23 protein-coding genes are annotated in these 26,048 nt (G+C 38.7%); 22 read left to right on the top strand and 1 reads right to left on the bottom strand.

Annotated elements, in window-relative coordinates; all coding sequences use genetic code 11:
- Positions 1-5 precede the first annotated feature (5 nt).
- From VKA52_RS10100 to VKA52_RS10075, 6 genes are all read left to right on the top strand, one after another.
- Positions 6-1,013, top strand: a complete 1,008-nt coding sequence (locus VKA52_RS10100) for a tripartite tricarboxylate transporter substrate binding protein (protein ID WP_326315571.1) — start codon at positions 6-8, stop codon at positions 1,011-1,013.
- 49 nt (positions 1,014-1,062) lie between these two features.
- Entirely contained in the window at positions 1,063-1,527 is a 465-nt protein-coding gene (locus VKA52_RS10095; RefSeq protein WP_442788840.1) for a tripartite tricarboxylate transporter TctB family protein, read from the top strand.
- A gap of 16 nt (positions 1,528-1,543) precedes the next feature.
- The gene (locus VKA52_RS10090) at positions 1,544-3,061 is read left to right on the top strand and encodes a tripartite tricarboxylate transporter permease (RefSeq protein ID WP_326315570.1); all 1,518 of its coding nucleotides are present in this window, start codon (positions 1,544-1,546) and stop codon (positions 3,059-3,061) included.
- Positions 3,062-3,540: 479 nt separating this feature from the next.
- Positions 3,541-4,986: a glucose-6-phosphate dehydrogenase gene (gene zwf, locus VKA52_RS10085; protein ID WP_326315653.1), complete on the top strand. Its 1,446-nt coding sequence runs from the start codon at positions 3,541-3,543 to the stop codon at positions 4,984-4,986.
- Between the two features lie 40 nt (positions 4,987-5,026).
- Positions 5,027-6,439, top strand: a complete 1,413-nt coding sequence (gene gndA, locus VKA52_RS10080) for an NADP-dependent phosphogluconate dehydrogenase (protein WP_326315569.1) — start codon at positions 5,027-5,029, stop codon at positions 6,437-6,439.
- A gap of 264 nt (positions 6,440-6,703) precedes the next feature.
- On the top strand, positions 6,704-7,153 hold the full coding sequence (locus tag VKA52_RS10075; RefSeq protein WP_326315568.1) for an RDD family protein: 450 nt from the start codon (positions 6,704-6,706) through the stop codon (positions 7,151-7,153).
- 57 nt (positions 7,154-7,210) lie between these two features.
- Here VKA52_RS10075 and VKA52_RS10070 read toward each other — a convergent pair whose 3' ends face one another.
- Positions 7,211-9,235 carry an InlB B-repeat-containing protein gene (locus VKA52_RS10070; RefSeq protein WP_326315567.1) on the bottom strand — a complete coding sequence of 675 codons (2,025 nt, stop codon included), beginning with the start codon at positions 9,233-9,235 and terminating at the stop codon, positions 7,211-7,213.
- A 270-nt stretch (positions 9,236-9,505) separates the two neighbouring features.
- Between VKA52_RS10070 and VKA52_RS10065 the strand changes: the two genes are divergently transcribed.
- The 16 genes from VKA52_RS10065 to VKA52_RS09990 all read left to right on the top strand — a co-directional run bounded on the left by VKA52_RS10065 (position 9,506) and on the right by VKA52_RS09990 (position 25,665).
- Positions 9,506-10,267 (top strand): YveK family protein, encoded by a 762-nt coding sequence (locus VKA52_RS10065; protein WP_326315566.1) that lies wholly within the window; start codon positions 9,506-9,508, stop codon positions 10,265-10,267.
- On the top strand, positions 10,257-10,955 hold the full coding sequence (locus VKA52_RS10060) for a CpsD/CapB family tyrosine-protein kinase (RefSeq protein ID WP_442788836.1): 699 nt from the start codon (positions 10,257-10,259) through the stop codon (positions 10,953-10,955). Before VKA52_RS10065 ends, VKA52_RS10060 begins: the two co-directional genes overlap by 11 nt.
- A 188-nt stretch (positions 10,956-11,143) precedes the next feature.
- Positions 11,144-11,911 (top strand): tyrosine-protein phosphatase, encoded by a 768-nt coding sequence (locus VKA52_RS10055; protein WP_326315564.1) that lies wholly within the window; start codon positions 11,144-11,146, stop codon positions 11,909-11,911.
- A gap of 219 nt (positions 11,912-12,130) precedes the next feature.
- Positions 12,131-12,286, top strand: a complete 156-nt coding sequence (locus VKA52_RS10050) for a hypothetical protein (protein ID WP_326315563.1) — start codon at positions 12,131-12,133, stop codon at positions 12,284-12,286.
- The gene (locus VKA52_RS10045) at positions 12,270-14,135 is read left to right on the top strand and encodes a polysaccharide biosynthesis protein (RefSeq protein WP_326315562.1); all 1,866 of its coding nucleotides are present in this window, start codon (positions 12,270-12,272) and stop codon (positions 14,133-14,135) included. Before VKA52_RS10050 ends, VKA52_RS10045 begins: the two co-directional genes overlap by 17 nt.
- 20 nt (positions 14,136-14,155) lie before the next feature.
- A complete protein-coding gene (galU, locus tag VKA52_RS10040; RefSeq protein ID WP_326315561.1) occupies positions 14,156-15,040 on the top strand; it encodes a UTP--glucose-1-phosphate uridylyltransferase GalU in 885 nt (294 codons plus the stop codon).
- A gap of 143 nt (positions 15,041-15,183) precedes the next feature.
- Positions 15,184-16,299 carry a DegT/DnrJ/EryC1/StrS family aminotransferase gene (locus VKA52_RS10035; protein WP_326315560.1) on the top strand — a complete coding sequence of 372 codons (1,116 nt, stop codon included), beginning with the start codon at positions 15,184-15,186 and terminating at the stop codon, positions 16,297-16,299.
- Complete coding sequence (locus VKA52_RS10030; protein ID WP_326315559.1) at positions 16,299-16,931, top strand: sugar transferase; 633 nt, start codon at positions 16,299-16,301, stop codon at positions 16,929-16,931. Before VKA52_RS10035 ends, VKA52_RS10030 begins: the two co-directional genes overlap by 1 nt.
- A gap of 21 nt (positions 16,932-16,952) precedes the next feature.
- Positions 16,953-17,582: an acetyltransferase gene (locus VKA52_RS10025; protein ID WP_326315558.1), complete on the top strand. Its 630-nt coding sequence runs from the start codon at positions 16,953-16,955 to the stop codon at positions 17,580-17,582.
- 12 nt (positions 17,583-17,594) lie between these two features.
- Positions 17,595-18,761 (top strand): glycosyltransferase family 2 protein, encoded by a 1,167-nt coding sequence (locus tag VKA52_RS10020; RefSeq protein WP_326315557.1) that lies wholly within the window; start codon positions 17,595-17,597, stop codon positions 18,759-18,761.
- A gap of 23 nt (positions 18,762-18,784) precedes the next feature.
- Positions 18,785-19,951: a nucleotide sugar dehydrogenase gene (locus VKA52_RS10015; RefSeq protein WP_326315556.1), complete on the top strand. Its 1,167-nt coding sequence runs from the start codon at positions 18,785-18,787 to the stop codon at positions 19,949-19,951.
- A 43-nt stretch (positions 19,952-19,994) separates the two neighbouring features.
- Positions 19,995-21,314: a nucleotide sugar dehydrogenase gene (locus tag VKA52_RS10010; RefSeq protein ID WP_326315555.1), complete on the top strand. Its 1,320-nt coding sequence runs from the start codon at positions 19,995-19,997 to the stop codon at positions 21,312-21,314.
- An 18-nt stretch (positions 21,315-21,332) separates the two neighbouring features.
- Positions 21,333-22,457: a glycosyltransferase family 4 protein gene (locus VKA52_RS10005; RefSeq protein ID WP_326315554.1), complete on the top strand. Its 1,125-nt coding sequence runs from the start codon at positions 21,333-21,335 to the stop codon at positions 22,455-22,457.
- Positions 22,458-22,475: 18 nt separating this feature from the next.
- Positions 22,476-23,003, top strand: a complete 528-nt coding sequence (locus VKA52_RS10000; protein WP_326315553.1) for an acyltransferase — start codon at positions 22,476-22,478, stop codon at positions 23,001-23,003.
- A 43-nt stretch (positions 23,004-23,046) separates the two neighbouring features.
- Entirely contained in the window at positions 23,047-24,342 is a 1,296-nt protein-coding gene (locus tag VKA52_RS09995; protein ID WP_326315552.1) for a lipopolysaccharide biosynthesis protein, read from the top strand.
- Between the two features lie 21 nt (positions 24,343-24,363).
- Positions 24,364-25,665, top strand: a complete 1,302-nt coding sequence (locus VKA52_RS09990) for a hypothetical protein (protein ID WP_326315551.1) — start codon at positions 24,364-24,366, stop codon at positions 25,663-25,665.
- Positions 25,666-26,048: the final 383 nt, after the last annotated feature.

The following is a 26,048-nucleotide window of genomic DNA, read 5'->3' as shown; positions in this document are numbered from 1 at the left end:
TACTTATGAAGAAGCATTTATGGATGATGGGTAGTTTATTGATTGTTTTGTTCTTAGCTGCTTGTGGCGGTGACTCTTCGGAAACGAGCGGGGATGGCGGCGATGGAGAATGGACACCGGATAAAAATATTGAAATCGTCGCACCTGCTGGGGCCGGCGGTGGCTGGGATACGACCGCTCGCTCTGTCGGAAAAATCCTTGAAGAAGAAGAGATCACGGAACAGAACGTCGGGGTCGTCAACAAAGAAGGAGGCGGTGGAGCTGTCGGCTGGTCGTACATCAACAGTACGAACAACCCGCACAACATTTTCGTTTCTTCACCACCATTGATCTTCGTTCCATTGAACGGACAGTCGGATTTGTCTCATGAAGATTTCACTCCACTTTCCAACATGATTGCGGACTATGCAGCTTTTGCAGTCGCTGATGATGCGAAGTGGCAGGATTTAAACGAGCTCTTTGAAGATATGAAAAAAGATCCTTCCAGCGTTACGGTCGTGGGAACGTCTTCTCCTGGTTCCATGGACCACATGCAGTTTGTGACCATCGCTAAAGAAGCGGGTGTCGATATTCAGAAAATCAAGTACGTTTCTGCTCAGGATGGCGGAGGAATGACACAGATCCTGAACGGAAGTGCAGATGTATATTCTACTGGGATCGCTGAAACCGTCGAACAAGTGAAAGCAGGAAAAGTTCGTGTCCTCGGAATTACCGCAGAAGAACGTCTGGAAGGTGAAGTACTGGAAGACTTCCCGACAGCGAAAGAGCAGGGCATTGATGCGACATTCGTGAACTGGAGAGGTTTCTTCGGACCTGGAGATATGACTGAAGGACAAGTCGCTTATTATGAGGAAAAACTGAAAGAAGTCAGTGATTCAGAAGCATTTGCGGAGATTCGTACCAATTATGGCTGGGATGAAATGTATATGGATAGTGAAGAGTACAGCCAGTTCCTTGATGAACAAAGGGATCAACTCGGAAGTTTGATGGAAGAGCTTGGTTTGAATCAATAATAGATAGAAAGGGTCTGTACGCAGGCCCTTTTCTATTAGATCGAAGGTGATGATTTTGCTGAAAACGTTGAACCAGAAAGTGAGTATCTTTTTAATTTTGTTCGCTGCTGGTTATCTTTATTTGAGCTACAACTTAAAGGAGTACCCTTATGTTCCGGTCGATTCGGATTTTGTTCCAAAAATCCTCGGCTATTTACTAATCATTCTGGCCGTCTTTTTATTCTTCGATAAATCATCAGAAACGAAAGAGGAAAAGGAAAAACGTCAGGTACCGAAAAAAGAAATGCTGGTTTTACTCGCGGTCGGTGGCATGATATTTCTCTACATCTTCCTACTGGAAATCCTCGGTTTTGTTTTGAGTTCCATGCTATTCATTTTTGCATGTTCCTGGTTCCTGGGGTATAGAAAACTCGTCACAACCATCCTCGTTGCGGTTCTATTTCCACTGATTATGTACCTTTCGTTCAATTATTTATTACAAATCCGACTACCACAAGGATTACTACCATTTTAAGAGGAGGTGAGTCACCATGGGTGCAATGGATGGATTAATGCAGGGAATTCAGGTCGCATTCAGCTGGCAGGGGATTTTGTTCGTTCTGATCGGCGTCGTTGCTGGCACGCTCATTGGGATGATGCCGGGCCTTGGACCAATCAGTGCAATTGCAATCATGATTCCGATCACATATGGAATGGACCCATCTGTCGCTTTAGTGATGATGGCAGGTGTTTATTACGGAGCGGTATTCGGTGGATCGACGTCTTCGATTCTCTTGAACGCACCAGGAATATCAGGCACGGTCGCTACATCCTTTGACGGCTATCCGATGGCGCAGCGGGGAGAAGCAGGGAAAGCATTGGCGATAGCTGCGATTTCCTCATTCGTTGGGGGGACTGTTTCCGTTGTTCTTCTGATGTTGTTCGCCCCCGCCTTATCTGCGGTTGCCGTTTCATTCGGTCCGCCTCAATATTTTGCCCTCATGTTCTTAGGTCTGACGGCCATCGCAAGTCTCTCAGATGGCTCAACGATCAAAGCTTTGATTACAGCCACCGTCGGCTTTATGGTGGCGACGATTGGAATCGACGGGCAGACGGGAACGAGCCGTTTTACGTTCAACAATCCGAACTTATTAGAAGGTATTGATTTTCTCGTCATCGCTCTTGGGCTCTTTGCTCTCGCTGAAATTTGTTTTCTGGTGAAAAACAGAAAAGATCAATCGCTGCAAAATCAGGGGGATATCGGAAGTTTGAAGCTCAGTAAAGCGGATTTCAAAGAAATGCGCGGCCCGATGAGCAGACAGTCCTTCCTCGGTTTCATTCTTGGGGTTCTGCCAGGTGCAGGAGCGACAATCGCTTCTTTCATCGGTTATATTTCAGAAAAGAAAATCGCCAAGAATCCAAAAGAATTCGGAAAAGGATCGATCAAAGGATTATCGGCACCGGAAACGGCCAATAATGCAGCGACCAGTGGTGCCTTCGTTCCGTTACTCAGCCTAGGTATTCCAGGGTCCGGAACGACAGCCGTCATGTTAGGGGCTTTTCTCGTTCTCGGAATTCAACCCGGGCCACTCCTGATGGCCGATCGTCCGGAAGTCTTCTGGGGGATCATCGCCAGTATGTATATCGGAAATATCTTTTTATTGATTCTGAACTTACCACTTATTCCGTACATCGCAAAAATATTGAAGATCGCACGACCGATGCTCATCTCGCTAGTTGCCATTTTCAGTTTGATCGGCGTTTATGCCATCAGCTTCAGTACATTCGATTTATACTTACTGTTGATCTTTGGTTTTGTTGGTTATTTAATGAGACTATTCAGCTTCCCGGCAGCTCCGTTCATCTTAGCTTTTATCCTTGGCGGCATGATGGAGCAGTCACTAAGACAGTCGTTGACAGCAGCTGGTGGAGATATGATGATTCTAATCTCTGATCCGGTATCCATCGGACTTTACATCGTAAGTATTCTATCGTTTGTTGTTCCAATCATTCGTAATCGAAAAAATTCGCAAGCGGATCAAACAGAAGAAGAGTCGAATGCTTCCTGAAAAGGAGTGTTCGGCTTTTTTCTTTTTATCGTAAAGATTGTCTCTAATAGTAGAGGAAAAACACTCTCTCATTCAGAGTGAAAACGGACTTATAAATGAAATATTTTATGAAAATTTTTTTCAATCTATTGCAAATTAAAGTGAAAACGCTCACACTAAGAGTATAGCCGACATACAAAGCGTCACGTTTCTCACATCGCTGAAATTAAGCCTGATGCGGACTATGTGCCTCCTGTTGCCTCTTTAAAAACAGCCGAATTTTCAGTAAAATAATTTTCATGGCAAACCATACATATAAGACATGTTTCATAAATGTCATGGATGAGGTAAACAATAAAATAGTGTTCCTGGCGTAAGCCTGTTCACTTACATATTTGGTACTCATGCTTTATACTAATAAAAGCGCAAAAGTACAGGAGGTAACACGAATCATGGACCAATTCAACACGAAAAGTCATGGAATCGATACCGCAGAAATGATGGACGACATGACCTTTGTTTTATTCGGAGCAAGCGGCGATTTGGCGAAACGTAAAATCTATCCCGCTCTCTATAATTTATATATCGAGGGGAAAATGCCGAATTCCCTTTCCGTCGTAGGACTTGGACGCAGACCGTATACGCAGGAAGATTTCCACAACATCATTAAAGAGTCTCTGGAATCTTTCTCACGAAGAGATGTAGACGAATCGAACCTGGACGAGTTCCTTGCTTCTTTCCGTTACTTCATTTTTGATGCGATGAAGGATGAATCGTATCAAGGATTGAAATCCTTTATTGAGGAAAGAGAAAGCGAGCTTTCCATTCCGGAAAATCGTCTGTTCTATCTTTCGGTTGCACCGAAGTTGATTGAGCCGATCGCGGCGTCTCTTCACGAAAATGGAATCACGGACACGAGCGGCTGGAAGCGTCTGATCGTTGAAAAGCCATTCGGAAGTGACTTACACTCAGCGCGTCATTTGAATGCAGAGCTGACGAAAGTGTTCCAGGAAGATGAGATTTTCCGTATCGACCACTACCTCGGAAAACCAATGGTGCAGAATCTTGAATCGTTGATTCGTCCGAACCCGATTTTGAAGGCCCTGTGGAATCATGAACAGATTGCGAACGTTCAGATTACAGCGAGTGAGACCGTCGGTGTTGGAACGAGAGCGGGTTATTATGATAAGGCTGGAGCCATTCGTGATATGGTGCAGAACCACTTGCTTCAGCTCGTGATGATGACTGCCCTTCATCACCCGGAAAAACTGACGCCGAAACAGATTGAAGAAAAGAAAAAAGCGATTATGGAATCCTTGCGCCCTGTGGAGGAAGATGAAATATCCAAGCATGTCGTGCGTGGGCAGTATGAAGCGGGTGAAATGAACGCGGAACCGATCCCGGGTTACTTGGAAGAAGACGGTGTAGCGGAAAACTCGAACAACGATACGTACTTCGCAGCTCGTTTGTACATCGACAACGATTACTGGAAAGGCATTCCTTTTTATATCCGTACAGGAAAGCGTCTTGAGAAAAAATCGACACGCATCATTATTGAGTTCAAAAATGAAGTTGCTGCTGATGAAGATGCGGCGGGAGCCGTATCTAACCTGTTGATGATTGAAATCAATCCGAACGAAAGTGTCGGGCTGCGTATCAATTTGAAGGACGATTCGAATGAAAAGTTCGAACCGGCGTACATCAACTTTTCTAAAAACCTGGATGCCCAGCCAGAGGCTTATGAAAACCTATTGGAAGATGCCATGCAGGGGCACTCCACGTATTTCGCTCACTGGAGTGAGGTGGAGCTATCCTGGAAGTGGGTCCAGCCGATCTTGGAAGCATTCGAAAACGACGCTCTCCCTCTTCACGGCTATCAAGCAGGATCTGAAGGACCGGAAGCAGCTGAGAAGCTCTTGAACGAAGACGGCTATACATGGTGGTAAAAACTTTTTACAGATAGAATGGAAAGGATTTGATCGGAACATGGATAAGCAGAATATTGGAGTCATCGGTTTAGGAGTCATGGGGGCGAATCTTGCCCTGAACATTCAAGATAACGGCTACACCGTGTCTGTCTATGATTACTGGACAGACCGTGTAGACGAACTGGTCGGAAATGATGAGAATACAGGGAATATTTCTGGGGCCTACAGCGCGGAAGAATTCGTGTCTTCCCTTGAAAAACCACGCAAAATCTTGATGATGGTCAAAGCAGGCGACACAACAGACAAAGTCATCGAAAGCCTTGTCCCTCACTTGGAAGAAGGCGACATGCTGATTGACGGTGGTAACACGTACTATGAGGATACAGAACGCCGTGCCGCTTACTTAGAAGAAAAAGGTGTTCACTTCATCGGTACAGGATTCTCCGGCGGTGAAGAAGGTGCCCGTAAAGGACCTTCCATCATGCCAGGTGGACCTAGTGAAGCTTATGCAGAAGTGAAGCCGATCTTTGATGCGATCGCAGCGAACGTTGAAGGTACACCATGTGCCGCCTACATGGGCCGCGGCGGTGCCGGCCACTACGTGAAAATGGTACACAACGGCATCGAGTATGGTGACATGCAGTTGATCTGTGAAGCCTACTTCATCATGAAAAATGTTCTTGGCCTATCTGCACAAGAGCTTCACGAAGTCTTCAAAGAGTGGAACGAAGGCGAACTCGACAGCTACCTGATTGAGATCACTGCCGACATCTTCACAAAAGTAGACGAAGAAACAGGCAAGCCGCTTGTTGAAGTGATTCTTGATACAGCTGGTCAAAAAGGAACAGGAAAATGGACAAGTAAGAGTGCTCTTGATCTTGGTGTTCCACTTCCAATCATTACAGAGTCTGTATTCTCACGCTTCATCTCTGCGATGAAAGAAGAGCGCGAGAAAGCGAGCCAATACCTGACTGGTCCGGAAGTTACTTTTGACGGAAACAAAGAAGAAGTGATCGAGTCTCTTCGCAAAGCGTTGTACATGAGTAAAATCTGCTCCTACGCGCAAGGTTTCGCGCAGATGCGTGCACAGTCCGAAGAAAAAGGCTGGGACCTTCAGTACGGCGACATCGCTATGAACTTCCGTGGCGGCTGCATCATCCGTGCCCAGTTCCTGCAGAAGATTAAAGACGCTTACGACAAAGACGAGAATCTGACGAACCTGCTTCTCGATCCTTATTTCCAGGATATCGCGGTTTCTTATCAAAAAGAGCTTCGTGAAACACTAGCTCTAGCGATTCAAAACGGTGTACCGGTACCTGCGTTCTCAAGCGCCCTTGCTTATTACGACAGCTACCGTACGGCCAAGCTTCCAGCCAACTTGCTGCAAGCACAGCGTGACTATTTCGGTGCGCACACATATCAGCGCGTCGATAAAGAAGGTACGTTCCATACCGATTGGATTAACGGTTAAAGATTATAAGAAAGAGCGCAAGCCTATAAAATGGCTTGCGCTCTTTTTAGTAGTACGCATAAGGAGAGTGACTACATAAGAGAATGAAGATCGTGCGAAAGAATATGTGTCTGAGGAAAGAACGGGAGCCAAGAGTAACTCGACGGTCTGGCTTGGACGATAAAAAAATCCATACCTAAGGGGCATTATAAAGTGACCGCATCCAAAGGACTATAAATTCCAAAATGTGGTATATAGTACGTAACAACGAAAGGAGATGGAAGTATGGATATTAAACAACCGGCAGGATTTTGGGCGCGCTTTGCTGCCCGGTTACTGGATGGCGTTATTTTAGGTGTGATTTTTACTCTGATTACTTATGTCATTTACGGAGAATTCTTAAGACAATCCAACCCTTTGGATACTCTGAGTACGGTATATTTTATTGTACTTCCCATTGCATGGTACGGGTATACGGTAGGGAAGAAAGCGGCCGGAGTTCGTATCGTGAAGAAGGATGGTTCAGAGGTAGGGGTCAAGCAGATGCTGTTGCGAGAGCTTATCGGGGCACTCGTTTATGCCATTACATTAGGAATTGCGCTTATCGTCAGTGCGTTCATGGTCGGTATTCGTGAGGATAAACGGTCGATTCACGATTTTATTGCGGGTACTTATGTGACACATCAAGCTCCTGAGACATCTTCAAAACAGGTCATGGAAGGTGAGCACGCCTAAACTGAAAAATCGCAAACCCGACGGGGCTTGCGATTTTTCACGTATTTTAGAACATCTTTATTCTTCGGATGATTTTTTGAAAATGGCGGTCACAGACTTATTGCGGTTCATAGTGACGGAAGTGCTTGGGCTTGTTCCGGAGGCATCTCCGGCCCAACGAGCGAATATCCACCCCTCTGCTGCCACCGCGGTAACCGTAATCGTCTGACCTGCTTGTACCGTCTTGTTCGATACTTGTAAACTTCCTTCCCCCGTTTTTCCTACCGTTATAGAATATTTTTCCGGCTCTGGTTCTGGTTTAGGCTCAGGTTCAGGATCAGGTTCCGGCTCGGGATCTGGTTCAGGAGTCGGCTCAGGTTCTGGTTCGGGCTCTGGAGACGCTTTTTTCTCGAAGACCGCCCGTACCGAATAGTTGCTATTCATCCTTAAGGTAATGTGCCTGGAAGAGCCACTCACATCCCCTTTCCATCCTGCAAAAGTATAACCATCCGCAGGTGTGGCTGATAAGTTAACAAGGGTTCCTTCATCGAAGCGGCTGCCGGATTTATTTTTTTGAACAGAGCCTTGTCCGCTCTTCTGGACGCTCAATCGATAGGTGGTAGTTTCAGAAGGTGATTCTTCTTCCGTTTCCTCTTCTGTTGGTTCTTCATCCTCTTCATCTTTAACAAAAATCGCACGTAACGACTTTTCCTCATCCATCATCAGTTCAATATCCTCTTGTGAACTCGTAACATCGCCTTCCCAACCTTCAAACGTCCAGCCTGATTCCGGGCGTGCTCGTAGAGAAATCGTTTCGTTATGAGCGAAAGAGGTAGCAAGGGAATCTCGATAAACTTCCCCTTCTCCAGATATACTCAGACGGAGGTCGTGAGTATTGGATTCGAAGACGGCGGTTACGTTCAAGTGCCCGTCCATCGTATGCTGGACCGGGTTCTCACTTCCTTGAAGGTCACCTTCCCATCGGACGAACTCCCAGCCTTCTTCGCCAATCGCTTCTAATTGGATGTCCTCGCCTTCCTCATACTCCTCTTTATCAGGAGATAACTTGATGCGGCCTTCTCCTTCTACATGGGTTTGAACATAAGACTCTCCATCCCCTTCGACGATGACCTCCCATTCTTGGGTAAAGTCCTCAAAGGAAAGGGTCAAGACATCTTTGCCGGCTTCAGTTGCTTCAAGAGTTACTTTTTGGTCATCGGTGAATTGTACGGCAACATTCCCTTCTTTCGTGGACCATTCGGGCTCAAAACTCATATCCTCTCCTGAAGCATCTTTACCCGTCACTTCAAGATTCAATGTTTCTCCAATGGCGAGCGGTTCCAAATCGCCGGGGGTGAGTTCCACTTCAGAAAGAAGCTGGTCGACGACTTCCATCTTTATATTCTCTTCAATGGCTTTCCATTCCACTTCGACCGAAGTTTCTCCCAGCTGTTCTCCGGTAAATAACACGGCAGGAGAATCCTCTAACTTCGAGAGTGTGCCTACTGCCTCATCTTCTATAACATAATCAGCTTGAAGAGGGACGCGGTCACCTTCTTCGTTCTCCCACACCAGTGACAATTCCTGATCGAATCCCTTTTGTACCCGGCTTCTTTCCATATGTAAGTAAATTTTGTCCGTCAATTGCTGGAAAGCATCATTGATTCCTCCTGACCCCGTATAGGACTTTCCTTTTTCCAACGTTTCGTAGGAATTTTCTACGTCTTCAATTTCTAAGAAAAGATCAGATAAGAACAGGTAGAGAGAAGATTCCTCTGGATTTTGGTAGATTCCCTGCTGCAAGGTTTTGATTGCCTCTTCTGTCTGCTCAAGCGCTGCATGGGACTGTGCCAATTCTGTTATGGCTGCTGTGTGACCTGCGTCTTTTCGGAGCACTTGTTCATAGAGGGGTATGCTTTTTTCGTAGTCTTTCGCTTCATAGGCTTCTTTCGCCTCCGAGTATAAGCTGTTCAGTGTGTTCGCTCCAACGGCCTTCATTGTGAAAAACGTCCCTGCTCCTATAACGGTAAGAACAAGCACAAATATAGCGATCGCTTTTTTATTCATGGACCACATCCCTTTCTCATCTTGATTATCATCCATCATTATACAACGTCCCGTGAATGATTTGGGTCGTAATCCATAATTTTCTGTTGGATTTTGTTGGTTACTCCTATTTTTATAGTTCATTCGTACCAAAAATACTTGATACTATTCATAGATTCCAAGATTATCCGATGTTTGTAAAAGGGGAGTATCGAACTGTTTTTTGTAAAGCAATTGAAAAAAATGTCATGTTTCCCCTTAACGAAAGAGAGCATTATGCTATAATGTGCTTATTGTGTAAATTTCGACAAAAATGGAGGTACACCTATGGAAGAAACGATTTCCTTGAAAGAAATTTTCGAGGTCCTTAAGAAACGAATCTGGATGATTATCAGTCTAGCTGTCGGGGCAGCTGCACTTAGTGCACTTATTACATTCTTTGTTCTTACCCCGTCCTATGAAGCATCCTCTCAGTTCATTGTTAATCAGTCCCAGGATCAGTCGCAGAATGCCGCTTATGATATCAACGATATCCGCACAAACGTGGAATTGATCAATACATATAACGTGATCATCAAGAGCCCACGCATTTTGACAGAAGTCTCTGATGAATTAGGGTTGAATATGACAGCCGGGCAGCTGGCTGACAAAATTCAAGTCGGCAATGAGCAGGAATCCCAGGTGGTGAATGTGACCGCTACCGATACGAATCCACAGCGCGCTGTAGACATTGCTAATACCGTTGTCAATGTATTCAAAGGGGAAGTTCCCCAACTGATGAATGGTGTCGACAACATTAATATCTTAACAGAAGCTGAGTTAGGTCCTGATCCAGCACCTGTAAGTCCGAACACTGCACTTAACATTGCGATCGCCTTTGTTGTCGGTACAATGATCGGTGTCGGTCTCGCCTTCCTATTGGAATACTTGGACAATACGATCAAGCAAGAAGAAGATATTGAAGAAACCCTTGGCCTTCCAGTCCTGGGCGTCGTCTCTACCATTTCTGAGAAAGATCTCCCGACTAAGAGTCCGGCACGAGGAAGAGCGAAAGTTTCAGAAATTAGAGGTGAATCCGTTGGTACGTAAGAAAAAGAACACCATGAATACAAAAGCCAGAAACTTGATTGCTGAAGACAATCCCAAATCACCGATTGCCGAGCAGTATCGAACAATCCGTACGAACTTACAATTCACATCGGTAGATAACGAGTTAGAAACTATGCTCGTAACTTCCGCCGGACCTTCTGAGGGTAAATCCATGACTACAGCGAATACGGCTGCCGTATTCGCTCAACAACAGAAAAGAACGCTGCTGGTCGATGCAGACCTGCGGAAACCGACGGTTCAGTACACGTTCCGTATTCAAAATATGCTGGGGCTGAGTAATTATCTAGCCGGAACACAGCGGGTGAAAGACCTCGTCAACACGACCCACGTAGATTACCTGGATGTCATTACGAGCGGTCCGGTCCCGCCGAACCCGTCTGAATTACTGGGCTCTCATAAGATGGAGCAGTTCATTAAAGAAGCGAAACAGCATTACGACATGATCATTTTTGATACACCACCGGTTCTAGCTGTAACAGATTCGCAGGTGTTATCCAACTACGTCGATGGTGTCCTTCTTGTGGTCCGAAGCAAACAGACGGAAAAAGAAGCGGCTGCGAAAGCCAAAGAAAAACTGGATCAGGCAAAAGCCAATGTTCTTGGAGTCGTGTTGAACGACCAGGAGGTTACATCTTCAAGCAACTATTATTATTATTACGGTCAATAAATAAAGAAGAGTCTTCGGACTCTTCTTTTTGATATTTAAAATAATTATCAAAGTTGTTACAAATATGAAAATAAAATGTAAAATTTTAAAAAACTAGTAAGCTAGTGTTTAAAAAAGTGTCTGATATTGCTATAATTTAGCTTAGTATAAAAAACCGTCTGTAAAATAATAGAAAGGGGATGGGTCTTTTGATTGACATTCATAGTCATATCTTACCTGGTGTGGATGATGGGGCACAAACAATTGAAGAAAGTGTCAAAATGGCCGAAGCGGCGGTCGCTGACGGCATACGTACCATCATAGCTACCCCTCATCATAAAAATGGGGCTTACGATAACTATAAGAACGACATCCTCATCCAAGTAAATGAATTGAATCGAACGTTTCAGGAGCGGGGCATAGACCTTGAAGTTCTCCCTGGCCAGGAAACGAGAATCTATGGCGAGATGATTAAAGGCTTGCAACAGGAAGAAGTCTTACCATTAAATCAGGAAAGCAATTATGTCTTTGTTGAATTTCCATCAGGGAGCGTCCCCCGTTATGCGAATCAACTATTCTTTGATTTACAAGTAGCCGGTTATTCGCCGATCATTGTTCATCCTGAGCGGAATAAAGCGATCATGGAGAACCCTGATCTTTTGTATTCGTTCGTCAAGCATGGGGCTTACGTTCAGCTGACTGCGGCTAGTGTCTGCGGTAAGTTCGGGAAGAAAATCAAAAAGTTTTCGGAGCAGCTGCTGGAAGCAAACCTGGCGCATCTGATTGCCAGTGATGCTCATAATACGGGTTCTCGAGGCTTCTGTATGACAGAAGCTTACGGTGAAATCAGAAGTACATTCGGTCTGGATTTCGTTTATCTCTTATCAGAGAATGCGGAAGATGTACTGGTTGGAAGAGCCTTGCAGGCAGAGCCACCGAATCACGTGAAAAAGAAGAAAATATTCGGTTTGTTTTAAAAGGAATAAAGGGGTAATCCAAAGTATGAGGATTACCCCCTTTATATGAATTTGTAAATATCGATATAAGAAAACGCTTTATTATGATTTTTTACAAAAAATATAAAAAATCTGCAAAATTCTACTATTATCCCCTTTTAAGCATTCATAGATATTGGTACAATGTGGATTGTTACAAAAAAGTTACAAAACGCAAGCGGCATTTAAGGAGATGTATGGATGGAGGAAGAAAAACAATTACCGAAGTCAGCAATTAAAACCATTCGATACATAAAGTATCAAGCACCAGAATGGAAAATTACTTTATTGGAAAAAGAATTACATAAAGCCATTGATCAAAGAAAGAGGAGGAATCTAAGTGACTCACGCATATAAAAAACGGCTGCTTTTATTAGTTTTCGTTGATTCTATCATTGTTTTCTTTTCTGTTTATATGTCCCACTTCTTTTTGAATCCTTACGTTGCTGTCTTTGACAATGTCATGATCGTACTTTCAGCAACACTGCTTATCAGCCACCATGTATTTTCCAGCCTAACGGGTATGTATAAGAAGAAGTGGCGCTACGCAAGTACCGAAGAGTTGATCGGTATCTTTGGTGTAGTTACCTTATCGATTATTACTGCTGTATTGATTCAAGCCATTGTATTCGGAAACGTTTATGAGCGGGCTTTAACAATTACGTGGATGTTACATATATTACTTATCGGTGGTGTGCGTTTTGCCTGGCAGTATTATAGGAACTATGGCATGACACTGAAGCCAAAATTGAAAAAAGCGAAAATCAAAGTCAATGATCCTAGTCGACAGCGCACACTTATTGTAGGTGCAGGTGCTGCCGGACGTATGCTTGCAAGACAAATGAAGGACTCCAAAGAATTCAAAGGTGACCTCGTAGGATTTGTAGATGATGATTATACGTTGCACCATTTAACCGTCTCCGGACTTCCTGTTCTGGGCAGTACAAAAAATATTGAGCAATTAGCAGTTAAACATCAAGTAAATCATATCGTCATGGCGATGCCATCTGTGAAGCAAGAGGTTATTAAAGATTTGATTAAAATGTCGAAAAAAACTGTCAAAAATGTTCAGACCTTGCCGATGATTGAAGATATTGCATTAGGAAATGTGTCAGTCAATCAAATCCGTGATGTCCAAATCGAAGATCTTCTCGGTCGTGAGCCTGTTGAACTTGATATTGATTCCATAGAATCTGAAATTAAAGGACGAACGGTCATGGTTACTGGTGCTGGTGGAAGTATTGGTTCAGAAATCTGCCGACAGCTTGTTAAGTTTGGTCCGGAACGACTCATTTTGCTTGGTCACGGAGAAAACAGCATTTATACGATTCATATGGAACTAAAACAATTAGACATCGAGACTGAACTTGTGACCGTCATTGCCGATGTTCAGGACAGAGGGCGTATTTTCCAAGTGGTACAGGACTATTCACCCTCCTACATTTATCACGCTGCTGCACACAAGCACGTACCATTAATGGAAGCGAATCCGAAAGAAGCGGTGAAGAACAACGTCATCGGAACGAAGAACGTGGCCGAGGCTGCACACTATGCAGGTGTAAAAGCCTTTGTGCTCGTTTCCACAGACAAAGCGGTAAACCCTCCTAACGTGATGGGCTCTACGAAACGCATTGCAGAAATGGTCGTTCAGAACCTGGGCCGACAAAGCAAGACGAAGTTTGTAGCTGTCCGATTTGGTAACGTTCTTGGAAGTCGTGGCAGTGTCATCCCTTTGTTTAAGAAGCAGATTGCTGCAGGTGGTCCAGTAACAGTTACTCATCCGGATATGACGCGATACTTCATGACGATACCGGAAGCTTCAAGGCTAGTCTTACAAGCAGGTGCCCTTGCTCGAGGTGGAGAGGTGTTTGTTCTTGATATGGGTGAACCGGTGAAGATCGTTGATCTTGCGAAAAACTTGATTCATCTTTCCGGATTTACGGAAAAGCAGATTCCGATTCAGTTTAGCGGGATTCGCCCTGGTGAGAAGATGTATGAAGAGCTTCTTAGTGATAAGGAAGTTAATAAGAAGCCTGTATTTCCGAAGATTTTTATTGGGAAGACAGTAGAGTTTGACTATCAGTTAGTTGAGTATCTGGTTGAGCATCATGCAGAAAGCAGTGTTGAAGATTTGAGGAATTATGCAATTGACTTAGCTAATAATAGACTTCCAACTAGTAAGAAAGCTATGGAGCAAGTGTTATAGATTGTAAGGGGGAGCTCTTAATGAAAAAGGTGAAAAAAGCAATTATCCCAGCTGCAGGATTAGGAACACGTTTTCTCCCGGCCACGAAGGCTATGCCGAAAGAGATGCTACCAATTGTTGATAAACCTACCATTCAGTATATCGTTGAAGAAGCGATTGAGTCTGGGATTGAGGATATTATTATTGTGACAGGTAAAGGGAAACGCGCGATTGAAGATCATTTTGATAAAAACTTTGAGCTTGAAGATAACTTGATGCAGAAAGAGAAATTTGATCTTCTTGAAAAAGTGAATGCGACTTCAAATGTGGAGATTCACTTCATTCGCCAGAAAGAACCAAAAGGACTTGGACATGCTGTATGGTGTGCGCGTAAATTTATCGGTGATGAGCCATTCGCTGTTCTTCTTGGTGACGATATTGTACGTTCAGATAAACCATGTCTTCGCCAGTTGATGGATCAACAAGAAAAGACGTTATCCTCAGTTATTGGGGTTCAAACAGTAGCAGAAGAAGAAACACACCGTTATGGCATCATTGAGCCGCTGGATCAAGATGGTCGCCGTTACCAGGTGAAAACGTTTGTTGAGAAACCTGAACAAGGTACAGCTCCTTCAAAACTTGCTATTATGGGACGTTACATACTAAACCCTGAAATATTTATGTTTCTGGATAAACAAGAGAAGGGTGCTGGTGGTGAGATTCAGTTGACAGATGCGATTCAGAAGCTGAATGAGATCCAGCGTGTATTTGCATATGATTTTAAGGGTAAGCGGTATGATGTTGGTGAAAAGCTTGGGTTTGTTAAGACTACATTGGAGCTTGCGCTTGAGCGAAGTGAACTTAAAAGCCATGTTTTAAGTTATATGCAAGAGATTCTAAAGGAAGAAAAAATGGTTATAAAATAATGAAAAATGCAGAAGGTTGCCTATGGCAACCTTCTAATAATGATAAAATGTGAATTGGTTTACTTGGATTTATTTATAAAGAAAGTACATGGAAGTCCTAGCATACTAAAATAGTAGAATTGAATGGAAGGAAGTTTTATGTTATGGGAGATCGGATTTTTCTTTCATCCCCTCATATGAGTGATGAAGGCTATGAACAACAATACGTCCAAGAAGCTTTTGATACCAACTGGATTGCCCCTTTGGGTAATAATGTGAATGAATTTGAAAATGAATTGGCATCCAAGGTTGGTTCTAAATCAGCCGCAGCTTTATCTTCAGGGACAGCCGCTATTCATTTGGCTTTGAAGGCTGCTGGTGTAGGTGAAGGAGATGTTGTATTTTGCCCCACATTAACTTTTTCTGCAACAGCTAACCCCATAATTTATCAAAGTGCAACACCAGTATTTATAGATAGTAACTATGAGACCTGGAATATGTGTCCACGCGCTCTCGAAGAAGCATTTAATAAATACCCTCAAGTGAAAGCAGTAATCGTAGTACACTTATACGGGCTTTCTGCGGATATGGATAGAATAATGGAAGTATGTAATAAATACAACGTCACGGTCATTGAAGATGCAGCAGAGTCGTTAGGCGGCTATTATAAAGGTCAGCATACAGGGACATTTGGAGACTATGGAATCTTTTCCTTTAATGGAAACAAGATTATTACAACATCTGGCGGGGGGATGCTTGTTTCTAACAATGAAAAAATGATAAAAAAAACAAGATTTTGGGCCACTCAATCTCGTGATCAGGCGAGGCATTACCAACATAGTGAATTAGGGTTTAATTATCGTATGAGTAATGTCGTTGCTGGGATTGGAAGAGGTCAGCTTAAGGTGCTAAAAGAAAGAGTTGAGAAAAAGAAATATATTTTTAATTTTTATAAGAGAGAACTTGGAGATCTTGAAGGTGTTGAGTTCATGCCAGTTAATGAGTGGGATGAACCAAATTATTGGTTGAGTTCTTTGACTCTGAATGGCGAATTAAGGCCGATAGATGTCATGAGGGCACTTGAAGAAGAGAATGTTGAGTCGAGGCCGATATGGAAGCCAATGCATTTGCAACCATATTTTGAAGGTTATGATTTTGTGGGTGCAGATGTTTCTACACAGTTATTTGAAAATGGTATATGTTTACCTTCTGATACGAAGATGACGGATGAGGACTTACAGAGAATCGTTAAGATTATTAGAGGGTTGTGGTTAAAATAATGAAAAAATCACAAAGTGGTATTTATGAAAGGTATATAAAAAGACCTATGGATTTTTCATTTTCATTGCTTGCTATAATTATTCTTTCCATTATTCCAGTCCTTCCAATAGTAGCAATTCTAGTGAGAGTTAAATTAGGTAGTCCAGTCCTTTTTAAGCAAAAAAGACCGGGAATGGATGAAAAGATTTTTATGATGTATAAATTCAGAACTATGACAGACCAGAGAGATGTGAATGGAGTGTTACTCCCAGATGATGTAAGGTTAACTAAGTTCGGAACTTTTCTACGTTCTACGTCTCTAGACGAACTGCCTGAACTATTCAATATTCTAAAAGGAGATATGTCTATCATTGGTCCTAGGCCGTTACTGGTTCACTATTTAACATTGTATAATAACCACCAAAAAAGGCGTCATGAAGTAAGGCCTGGTTTATCTGGTTTAGCACAGATAAACGGTAGAAATACAATCAGCTGGGAAGACAAGTTTAATTTAGATGTGAAATATGTAGATAATGTGAGTTTTGTTCATGATTTAAAGATTGTTTTGTCTACCATTAAAAAGGTATTTGTCCGAGAGGGAATTAATTCAGAGACTTCGGCAACTGTAGAACCTTTTAAAGGAAGTAAATAAGTAAAAAGGAAGAATAATAGTATGAAAAATAAGCTACTTATCATTGGTGCTAGTGGTCACGGTAAAGTGGTAGCGGATGTTGCATTAAAAATGAATAAATGGCAAGAGATTTCTTTTTTAGATAACGATAAAAGCATCGAATCTTCTATGGGAATTAGGGTTATTGGAACATCAGATAATGTGGAGGAATACATAAAACAATACGATATTCTTGTAGGGATTGGCGATAACACAATAAGGCAAAAAATCCATAAGGAGATTGAAAAGTTAGGTGCAACCATTCCAGTAATCGTTCATCCAGATGCGGTAATCGGTGAAAAAGTTAAATTTGGTTGTGGTACGGTTGTAATGGCAGGCGCTATTGTTAACTGCTGTACCAAAATAGGTAGAGCATGCATTATTAATACTGGTTCTACAATAGATCATGATAGCTTTATTGAAGATTTTGTTCATATATCACCAGGAGTTCATATAGCAGGGACGGTTAGAGTTGGCAAAGGGTCTTGGTTAGGAATTGGTAGTGTAGTTAGTAACAACATAAAGCTTTCTAAAGGCTGTAAAATCGGTGCAGGTGCAGTCGTGGTTAACAATATACTCCAACCAGGTGTGTATGTTGGGATTCCAGCAAAGAAGTTAGTCAGTAAGGGTTAAAGGAGAAATTACATGGAGCTATTATATAAAATAATATTCTATATATGTGGATTTATTATAGTATGGGCTATGGTTGGTTATCCATTATCTTTGAAGGTTTTTGGAAAAGTATTACGTGGGAGAACGCTCAAAAAGAATTATCATCATAAACCCTCAGTAACTGTTATGGTGGTGGCACATAATGAAGAAAAAGTGATACGAGAAAAATTAAATAACATTATTGAGTTAAATTACCCCAAAGATAAGCTAGAATTTTTAATTGCATCGGACAATAGTACTGACAATACAAATAAAATTGTTAAGCAGTTCATTAATGAACATCAAAATAGGAACATACGACTTTACGAAGTTAAAGCGCGAAAAGGAAAAACAAATGCTCAGAATGAAGCGCAAAAAAATGTTACAACCGAGTATTTAGTTATGACAGATGCTAATTCCATTTTGGATAGAAATTCTGTAAAAGAACTGATGGCTGCTTTTACTTCAGATGATATTGCTTATGTCTCAGGAAGATTATCCATTGTGAACCAGACATCTAGTGCTGTTAGTAATGCTGAAGCAAGCTATTGGGATAGTGATATTGCTACCCGGGAAATAGAGAGCAGAATACAGACAATTACCGCGGGGAATGGTGCGTTATATGCTTGTAGGACGGAGGACTACTATGACTTTGATCCGATTCAATGTCATGATAGTGCGATGCCACCTTTATATGCACTTCAAGGTAAAAGAGCTATTGCAAATCATGATGCCGTTGCTTATGAAAAAGCTGGAGAAGTCATAGAAGATGAATTTGGTCGTAAGGTAAGAATGAATCGAATAATTCTTAAACACATATTACCCGATGTAAGAATACTGAACTTTTTTAAGTATAAATGGTTCTCGTATTTTTATTTCGGACATAGAACATGTAGGTATTTATTGTGGATTTCTCATCTATTATTATTATTAGCAAATGCGCTGCTAATCCAAGAGTCATTTTTATATACGGTAACATTTTCAGGTCAGGTTCTTTTTTATCTAATGGCTCCAATTAAAGTAATTACGAAATCGGATAATAAGTATCTGACATTAATTTATTATTATTGCGTCACAATAATTGCCCAATGGGCAGGAGTATATAATATAGTAACTGGAAAGGCTAAACCTTTTTGGGAAAAGGCTGAGAGCACTAGGTAAGATTTTATAAGGAGTTATAAATTATGAAAATAACCATAGCAGGAACAGGATATGTTGGTTTATCCAATGCAATTCTATTAGCTCAACATAATGAAGTGAAAGCTCTTGATATCATTCAAGAGAAAGTAGATATGATTAATAATAAGAAATCGCCTATTTTAGACAATGAAATTGAGGAATATTTAAAAACTAAGGAATTAAACTTAACTGCAACAACTGATAATCTTAAAGCATATAAAGATGCTGACTATGTAATTATTTCTACACCTACAAATTATGATCCGGAGAAAAACTATTTCAACACCAGAACAGTTGAAGCGGTTATTGCTAATGTATTATCAATTAACCCAGATGCGGTAATGGTAATTAAATCCACAATACCAGTTGGCTATACCGAAAAAATAAAAGAGAAATTTGAAACAGATAATATTATATTTTCGCCTGAATTTTTGCGTGAAGGGAAAGCACTGAATGATAACTTATACCCTTCAAGAATAATTGTTGGTGAAAAATCTGATAGAGCTCAAATGTTTGCTGATTTGTTAGCTCAAGGGGCTATTAAAAAGGATATACCGGTATTATACACGAATTCAACAGAAGCGGAAGCTATTAAGTTATTTGCTAACACTTATCTTGCGATGAGAGTAGCCTTTTTTAATGAGCTAGATTCATACTCAGAGGTTAGAGGATTAGATAGTAAGCAAATTATTGATGGAGTAGGCTTAGATCCACGAATCGGAAGCCACTATAACAATCCTTCGTTTGGCTATGGTGGTTACTGCCTACCTAAAGATACTAAACAAATGTTAGCAAATTATGAAGATGTTCCGAATAATATAATGACAGCGATTGTTGATGCAAATAGAACAAGGAAAGATCATATTGCAGAAATGATTATTAAACAGAGCCCTAAGGTTGTTGGTATATACAGATTAACTATGAAAATGGATTCAGATAATTTTAGACAGTCAGCAATACAAGGAATTATGAAGCGTGTTAAAGCTAAAGGGATTGAAGTTATTTTATTCGAACCAACATTAAACGAAGAAACTTTTTATAACTCTAGAGTTATAAATGATTTTGAAAATTTCAAGGAATTATCAGATGTAATTGTAGCTAATCGCTTGTCTAATGATTTATTTGAAGTAAGGGACAAGGTATATACAAGGGATTTATTTAGTAGAGATTGAAAAATATCTCACTTAAGCTATTAAAGGTTGGAGGAAATTATATATGCTATTTTATGATTTGGTAAATAAAAGAGAAAAGTTGGCGGTGATTGGTCTAGGTTATGTTGGTATGCCTATTGCTGTTGCTTTTGGGAAAAAAGTCGACGTTATTGGGTTTGATTTAAATGAAAAGAAAATTGAATCATATAAGACAGGAATTGATCCAACTAATGAAGTAGGTAATGAAGCAATTAAGGAATCAACAGTAGATTTTACATCAGATGAAAAAAAGCTAAGAGAAGCTAAATTTCATATAGTTGCTGTCCCGACTCCAATAAATTTAGACAAAACCCCAGACCTTACACCTGTTGAGGGAGCAAGTAAGATAATTGGTCGTAACTTAACAAAAGGGTCAATAGTCGTCTATGAATCTACTGTGTATCCAGGAGTAACAGAAGACATTTGTATTCCTATACTTGAAAAAGAGTCTGGCCTAAAATGTGGAGTTGATTTTAAGGTCGGTTATTCTCCAGAGCGCATAAATCCAGGTGATAAAGTTCACACGCTCGATAAGATAACTAAAATTGTTTCAGGTATGGACAATGAAAGTTTAGAAAAAATTGCAGGTGTATATGAACTTGTTATAGAGGCAGGAGTCCATAGAGCTAGCTCTATAAAAGTTGCTGAAGCCGCTAAAGTTGTAGAGAACAGTCAGCGTGATATTAATATTGCTTTTATGAATGAGCTTGCAATGGTATTTGATCGTATGAATATAGATACAAATGATGTAGTTGAAGCAATGAATACAAAGTGGAATGCTCTTAAATTTTATCCAGGGCTTGTAGGTGGTCATTGTATAGGGGTTGACCCTTATTATTTTATTTATGAAGCAGAAAAATTAGGTTATCACAGTCAGATTATTTTATCTGGAAGAAAAATAAATGATGGAATGGGAAAGTTTGTTGCTGATTCTATAATAAAGCAATTAATAATAGCTAATAAAGTAGTAAAGCAGTCTAAAGTTGTGATTTATGGAATCACTTTTAAAGAAAATACCCCTGACTCTAGAAATTCAAAAGTAGTAGACATAATAAGTGAATTGGAAGATTACGGAATAGAACCTCTTGTAGTAGATCCAGAAGCCGATCCGAGTGAAGTTAAACGTGAATATGGTATAGATTTAATAAATATTAACGAAATTAAAGATATTGATTGTTTAGTATTAGCAGTAGCACATGAAAAATTTAAAAAATTAAACTTAAGTGATATAGATTTCCTTTTCAAGAAAGAAATTAGTAATAAAGAAAAGGTCTTAATTGATATAAAAGGATTGTTTAAAGAATCAGAAATAGAAGCAAAAGGGTATTCTTATTGGCGATTATAGAAAAAAAGAGGAGAATATATGAGAGTATTACATATTAATTCATATTATAGTAGTAGTAGGTTTTATAAAAATTTGTATGATCAACAGTTAAACAATGGATTAGATGTAAATGTTATTGTACCAGTGTCCTCTTCGGTAAGTAAAATTGAATACGATATGGGAGATTATACCGATCTTAGAATGAATCATAAAAAGATGGATAGATATTTCTTTAATATGAAACACAAGAAAATTTATGAGGATATTTCCATTAATTACAATGTTCCTAGTTATTCATTAATACATGCTCATTCATTATTTTCTAATGGGATTGTTGCGATGAAGCTTAAGAAGAAATATGGTATTCCATATATTGTTGCTGTAAGAAATACGGATGTTAATATCTTTTTCAAAAGAATGATACATTTAAGAAAACTAGGTTTGGAAATATTAGATGAGGCTTCAAAGATAGTATTCATATCAAAAAATTATAGAAATTTAGTTTTGGAGAATTACGTGCCTCAACATAAAAAAGAAAAAATTTACAAGAAAACAACTATAATTCCTAACGGAATTGATGAATATTATATTGAAAATAGGAATTATAAAAAAAGTATTAAAAACTACGACACCCTGAAAATCTTATATGTGGGCAATATAGACAAGAATAAGAATTTAATTACAACTGTCAAGGCTATAAATTTATTGAAAGAAGAAGGCTATAATGTTTGTTTTACGGTTGTTGGAAAGGTTAAAGAAAAAAGAGTATTTAATAAGATTAATAAAATTTCTAAAATTAACTACATTCCACCTATACCAAAAGAAGATTTGATTGAGATATATAACGATAATCATATTTTCGTAATGCCATCAATTAAAGAGACATTTGGCTTAGTATATGCTGAGGCTATAAGTCAAGGTTTACCAGTTATTTATACAAAAGGTCAAGGGTTTGATAAACAGTTTGATGAGGGAGAAGTTGGATATAGTGTAGATTGCTTTAATGTTGAAGAGATAGCTGGAAAAGTAAAAAAAATTCTAGAAGAATACCATATAATCTCCAAGCGAAGTTCCGAATATACTTCTAAATTTCATTGGTATGAAATTAATTTAGAATATTTAGATTTATATAATGAAACCTTATTTAATAAAGAGGATTCTTAATGGAATGGAGGGAGATTAATGAATATCAAGAGGATTAAAGGGCTTCTATCGAATTTTTGTATGTACATTATATTATTATTTACTTCAATTTTACCAAATAGTAGATATTCAAATAAAATAAGAGGGACATTACTAGCACCTTTTTTTAAAAAGTGTGGAAGAAATCTACAAGTAGCTAGTGGAGTAACATTGATTAATCCGAGAAATATTACAATTGGTGATAATGTATATATTGCTCATAATACGTGGATTAATGGGACTGGTGGTTTAGAAATTGAATCCGATGTTATTATATCACCTATGGTTGTCATTGCGACCACAAAACATTCTTATATTGATGGTAAGATTAGCAATACTAAAAGTGAGTTAGCACCTATTCTAATCAAAAGTGGTACATGGATAGCTAGTAATAGTGTAATTACTAAAGGAGTAATAATAGGAAAAGGAAGTATAATCGGCGCATGTTCAGCAGTAACAAGAGAAATACCAGACTTTTATTTTGCAGGAGGAGTGCCAGCAAAACCTTTAAAAAAATTAATTAACTAATTTTTTTGGAATATATCATTAAACATGTAAAGGTTGTCGAAACATGCAACTAGGAAGCCTGAAGTTAAATAATCTGTCGAACTTGAAAAAATCGATTTTAGTTTTATTTAGTGGCAACATATTATCTCAAATAATACTTTTTAGTGCTACACCTATACTAACTAGACTATATTCCCCTGAAAATTTTGGGGTCTTAGCTTCATTTACAGCTTTATTATCAATACTATTGGCTTTATCAACATTAAGTTTTGAAAAGATCATACCCCTAATTGTTAATGATAAGTTAGCAAGAAGTGTAGTTTATTTATCTATTAAGATACTATGTTTTTTCACATTAATAATTTTCATTTTTCTTTTTGTTTATAAAAGTACTTTTTTAGGATTTTTTAATGTTGAAGAATTAATTATATATTATTGGATAATTCCTTTGAGCTTATTTTTTGCCGGCTGCTATAAAATATTTAATTTTTATGCCATTAGAATTAGTGCTTTTAAAGATATCTCTATATCAAAAATTAGCCAAAGTTTATCACAAATAGTTATTCAAATATCAATGGCGTTAATTGCGAGTAGTAATGCTTTGTGGCTTTTATTGGGAGATAGCGTGGGAAGATCTGCAGGTGTTATTAGATTATCAAAGGAATTCTTTAAAAGTAAAAATACCCCCCAAAAAAAAATTAAGAGAAATAAATTACAACGTTTAATTCTGGCGAAATATAAATCTTTTTCTTTCCAATCTACACTCTCTGATTTATTAAATGCTACAACAATGCAAATTCCAATTTTGTTGATAGGTATGTTATATGACCCATATTATGCAGGATTATTTCTATTAAGTCAGAGAATAATAGGTTTACCAATAACACTTATTACTAAATCCATCTCTCAAGTGTATTATGGGGAAGCTATAAAATTATTTAGAGAAGGACCAGTTAAATTATTAAGGTTTTTTAAACAAAATGTGATAAAGTTATTCCTATTTTCGTTAATCCCATTTATTATAATAGGGGCAGTAGCTCCTCCACTAGTAACATATTTATTGGGAGATGATTGGGGAGGTTCGGGTCGTTATATTCAATTTTTAATACCAATGTTTTTAGCTCAATTAGCTATAACACCTTTAGGACAAACATTATTTGTAATAAAAGCCACTGGATATCATCTATTGTGGGAAGTTTCTAGGTTAATACTGTTAGTATCCGGAATGTTATTAGCTTACTTAATCGATAATAACAATGTTAACTATCTAATAATTGGAATAAGCTTGTCTATGTCTATAAGTTATGTTTTTTATTTCATTATTACTGTATTTAATTTAACTGCTATATCTAAAGAGTAAATAAATCGGAGTGTATCTTTAATGAATTTAAGTTCTATTAATATAAGCCTCTCGGATATAAAAAAGTATTTATTAGTTGCTGTTATTCCACTTACATTTATATTAATGATCAAGCCTAACATAAGTAACTTTCATTATTTAAGTTATTTAATGATTGGAATAATATCACTTTTTATTATTTTTCTTATTCATAGGAAATATAAGATTACCAAGAGAGTACTTATATTGAAAGTTATGTTTTTAACTTCTTCATTATTAATCGGGTTATCTGCGCTATTTAATTCAGCTGATATAAATATAATTGCTCCAATTGATATACTTAAGCCCGTTTTCTTTTCAATAATTCTATTAACAAGTTATTTAATAGGGGTTCACTTAAAAGTAGAAACAGTAATTAAGGGTCTTTTAGCTACTGCATATATAGTTATTTTGGTTCAATTAATAGTAGGTGTTGATCAACTATTCAATACACAACTGTTTAACTCGCTTTATTATTCAGAAAAAACACGTTCTTTAGGATCCATAGTTAGAATCACAGGAACAATGACTAATCCTAACACATTTGCATGGATTGTAACTCAGATGACAATAATAATTTTTATTTTAGATCAGAAGAAAGCTGTTCGATTCTTATTTATTATTATTGGAGCTACTTTAGTGGCTTTGTCTGGTTCAAGATCTTTATTTATTTTATTCCCTTTTTTGCTATTCTTCTGCAAAGTCTTGTTTGATGAACACAATATTAAATTTTTCTTATGGAAATTGCCTATATATTTTATAGGATTAGTAGTTATTTTGGTAATGGCTTATAGTTTTCTGGTAGAATATGGATCTAATTTAAGGTATTTATACCAAATTACAAATATACTTGAATCTGGGTCATTAACTAGTGTAAATTCTTTTGAAGCCCGTACGTCAATATGGAATATGTATTGGCAAGTTTTTAAAGAAAACTCGAATTTTTTAACATGGGGTTTCGGATTGGGACCAGGCACATTTTCATCAATCGATAATGACTACTTATTCTCTTTATTTAATTACGGTGTTGTATTTTTCATATTAAATATACTTATATCCATTTATGCTTTTTATGTTTTATCTAAAAGTACTAATAAAAAATTGAGGGTTTTAGGACAACAGTACATTGTTTATTCTTTAGTAGTAGGACTTCAAGCTGAAACCTTAAGTGGATGGAATTATCCTGTATTATTAGTAATATTTTTAGGTTTATCTTTAAGTCAGCATTTTAGTGAAACTCCTATAAAAATTATAAAATATAAAAATAATATCAATAGAACTAGCTCCTTTCCTAAAAGACAATAAAAGTTACTAAGTGATTCCTATTGCAATCTAACAACCTAGCCATCTTTTTAACTGGAATTTACTAATTAATGTAAATACCATTACAAATAAACAACCCCCTGCTAATTCCTAAAATTAGCAGGGGGTTGTTTATTTATTTGTCTCAGTTAGGTTCAGACATCTGTTGCAATACCATATCGTTCAAAGTAGTTATATCTCCATTATACTGTTGAAGATTAGTTATTAATCCAATTGTGTTTGTAGTTTTTTTACCCTTACTTTAGGATTGTGTTCAACTGTAAGAAATTTAAAAAATTCAAAAATGATGATCACACGATAGGACTATTCTTAATGAAGTTGATTCTGCCGTATTATTAGTAAGTTAAAGAAATTCATAATTCATA

It is taken from the genome of Halobacillus sp. HZG1 (assembly GCF_035818575.1).
Classification (GTDB): Bacteria; Bacillota; Bacilli; order Bacillales; family Halobacillaceae; genus Halobacillus; species Halobacillus litoralis.
Note: the sequence above shows the minus strand (reverse complement) of the source record. Positions and strands in the feature narration are given on the sequence as shown.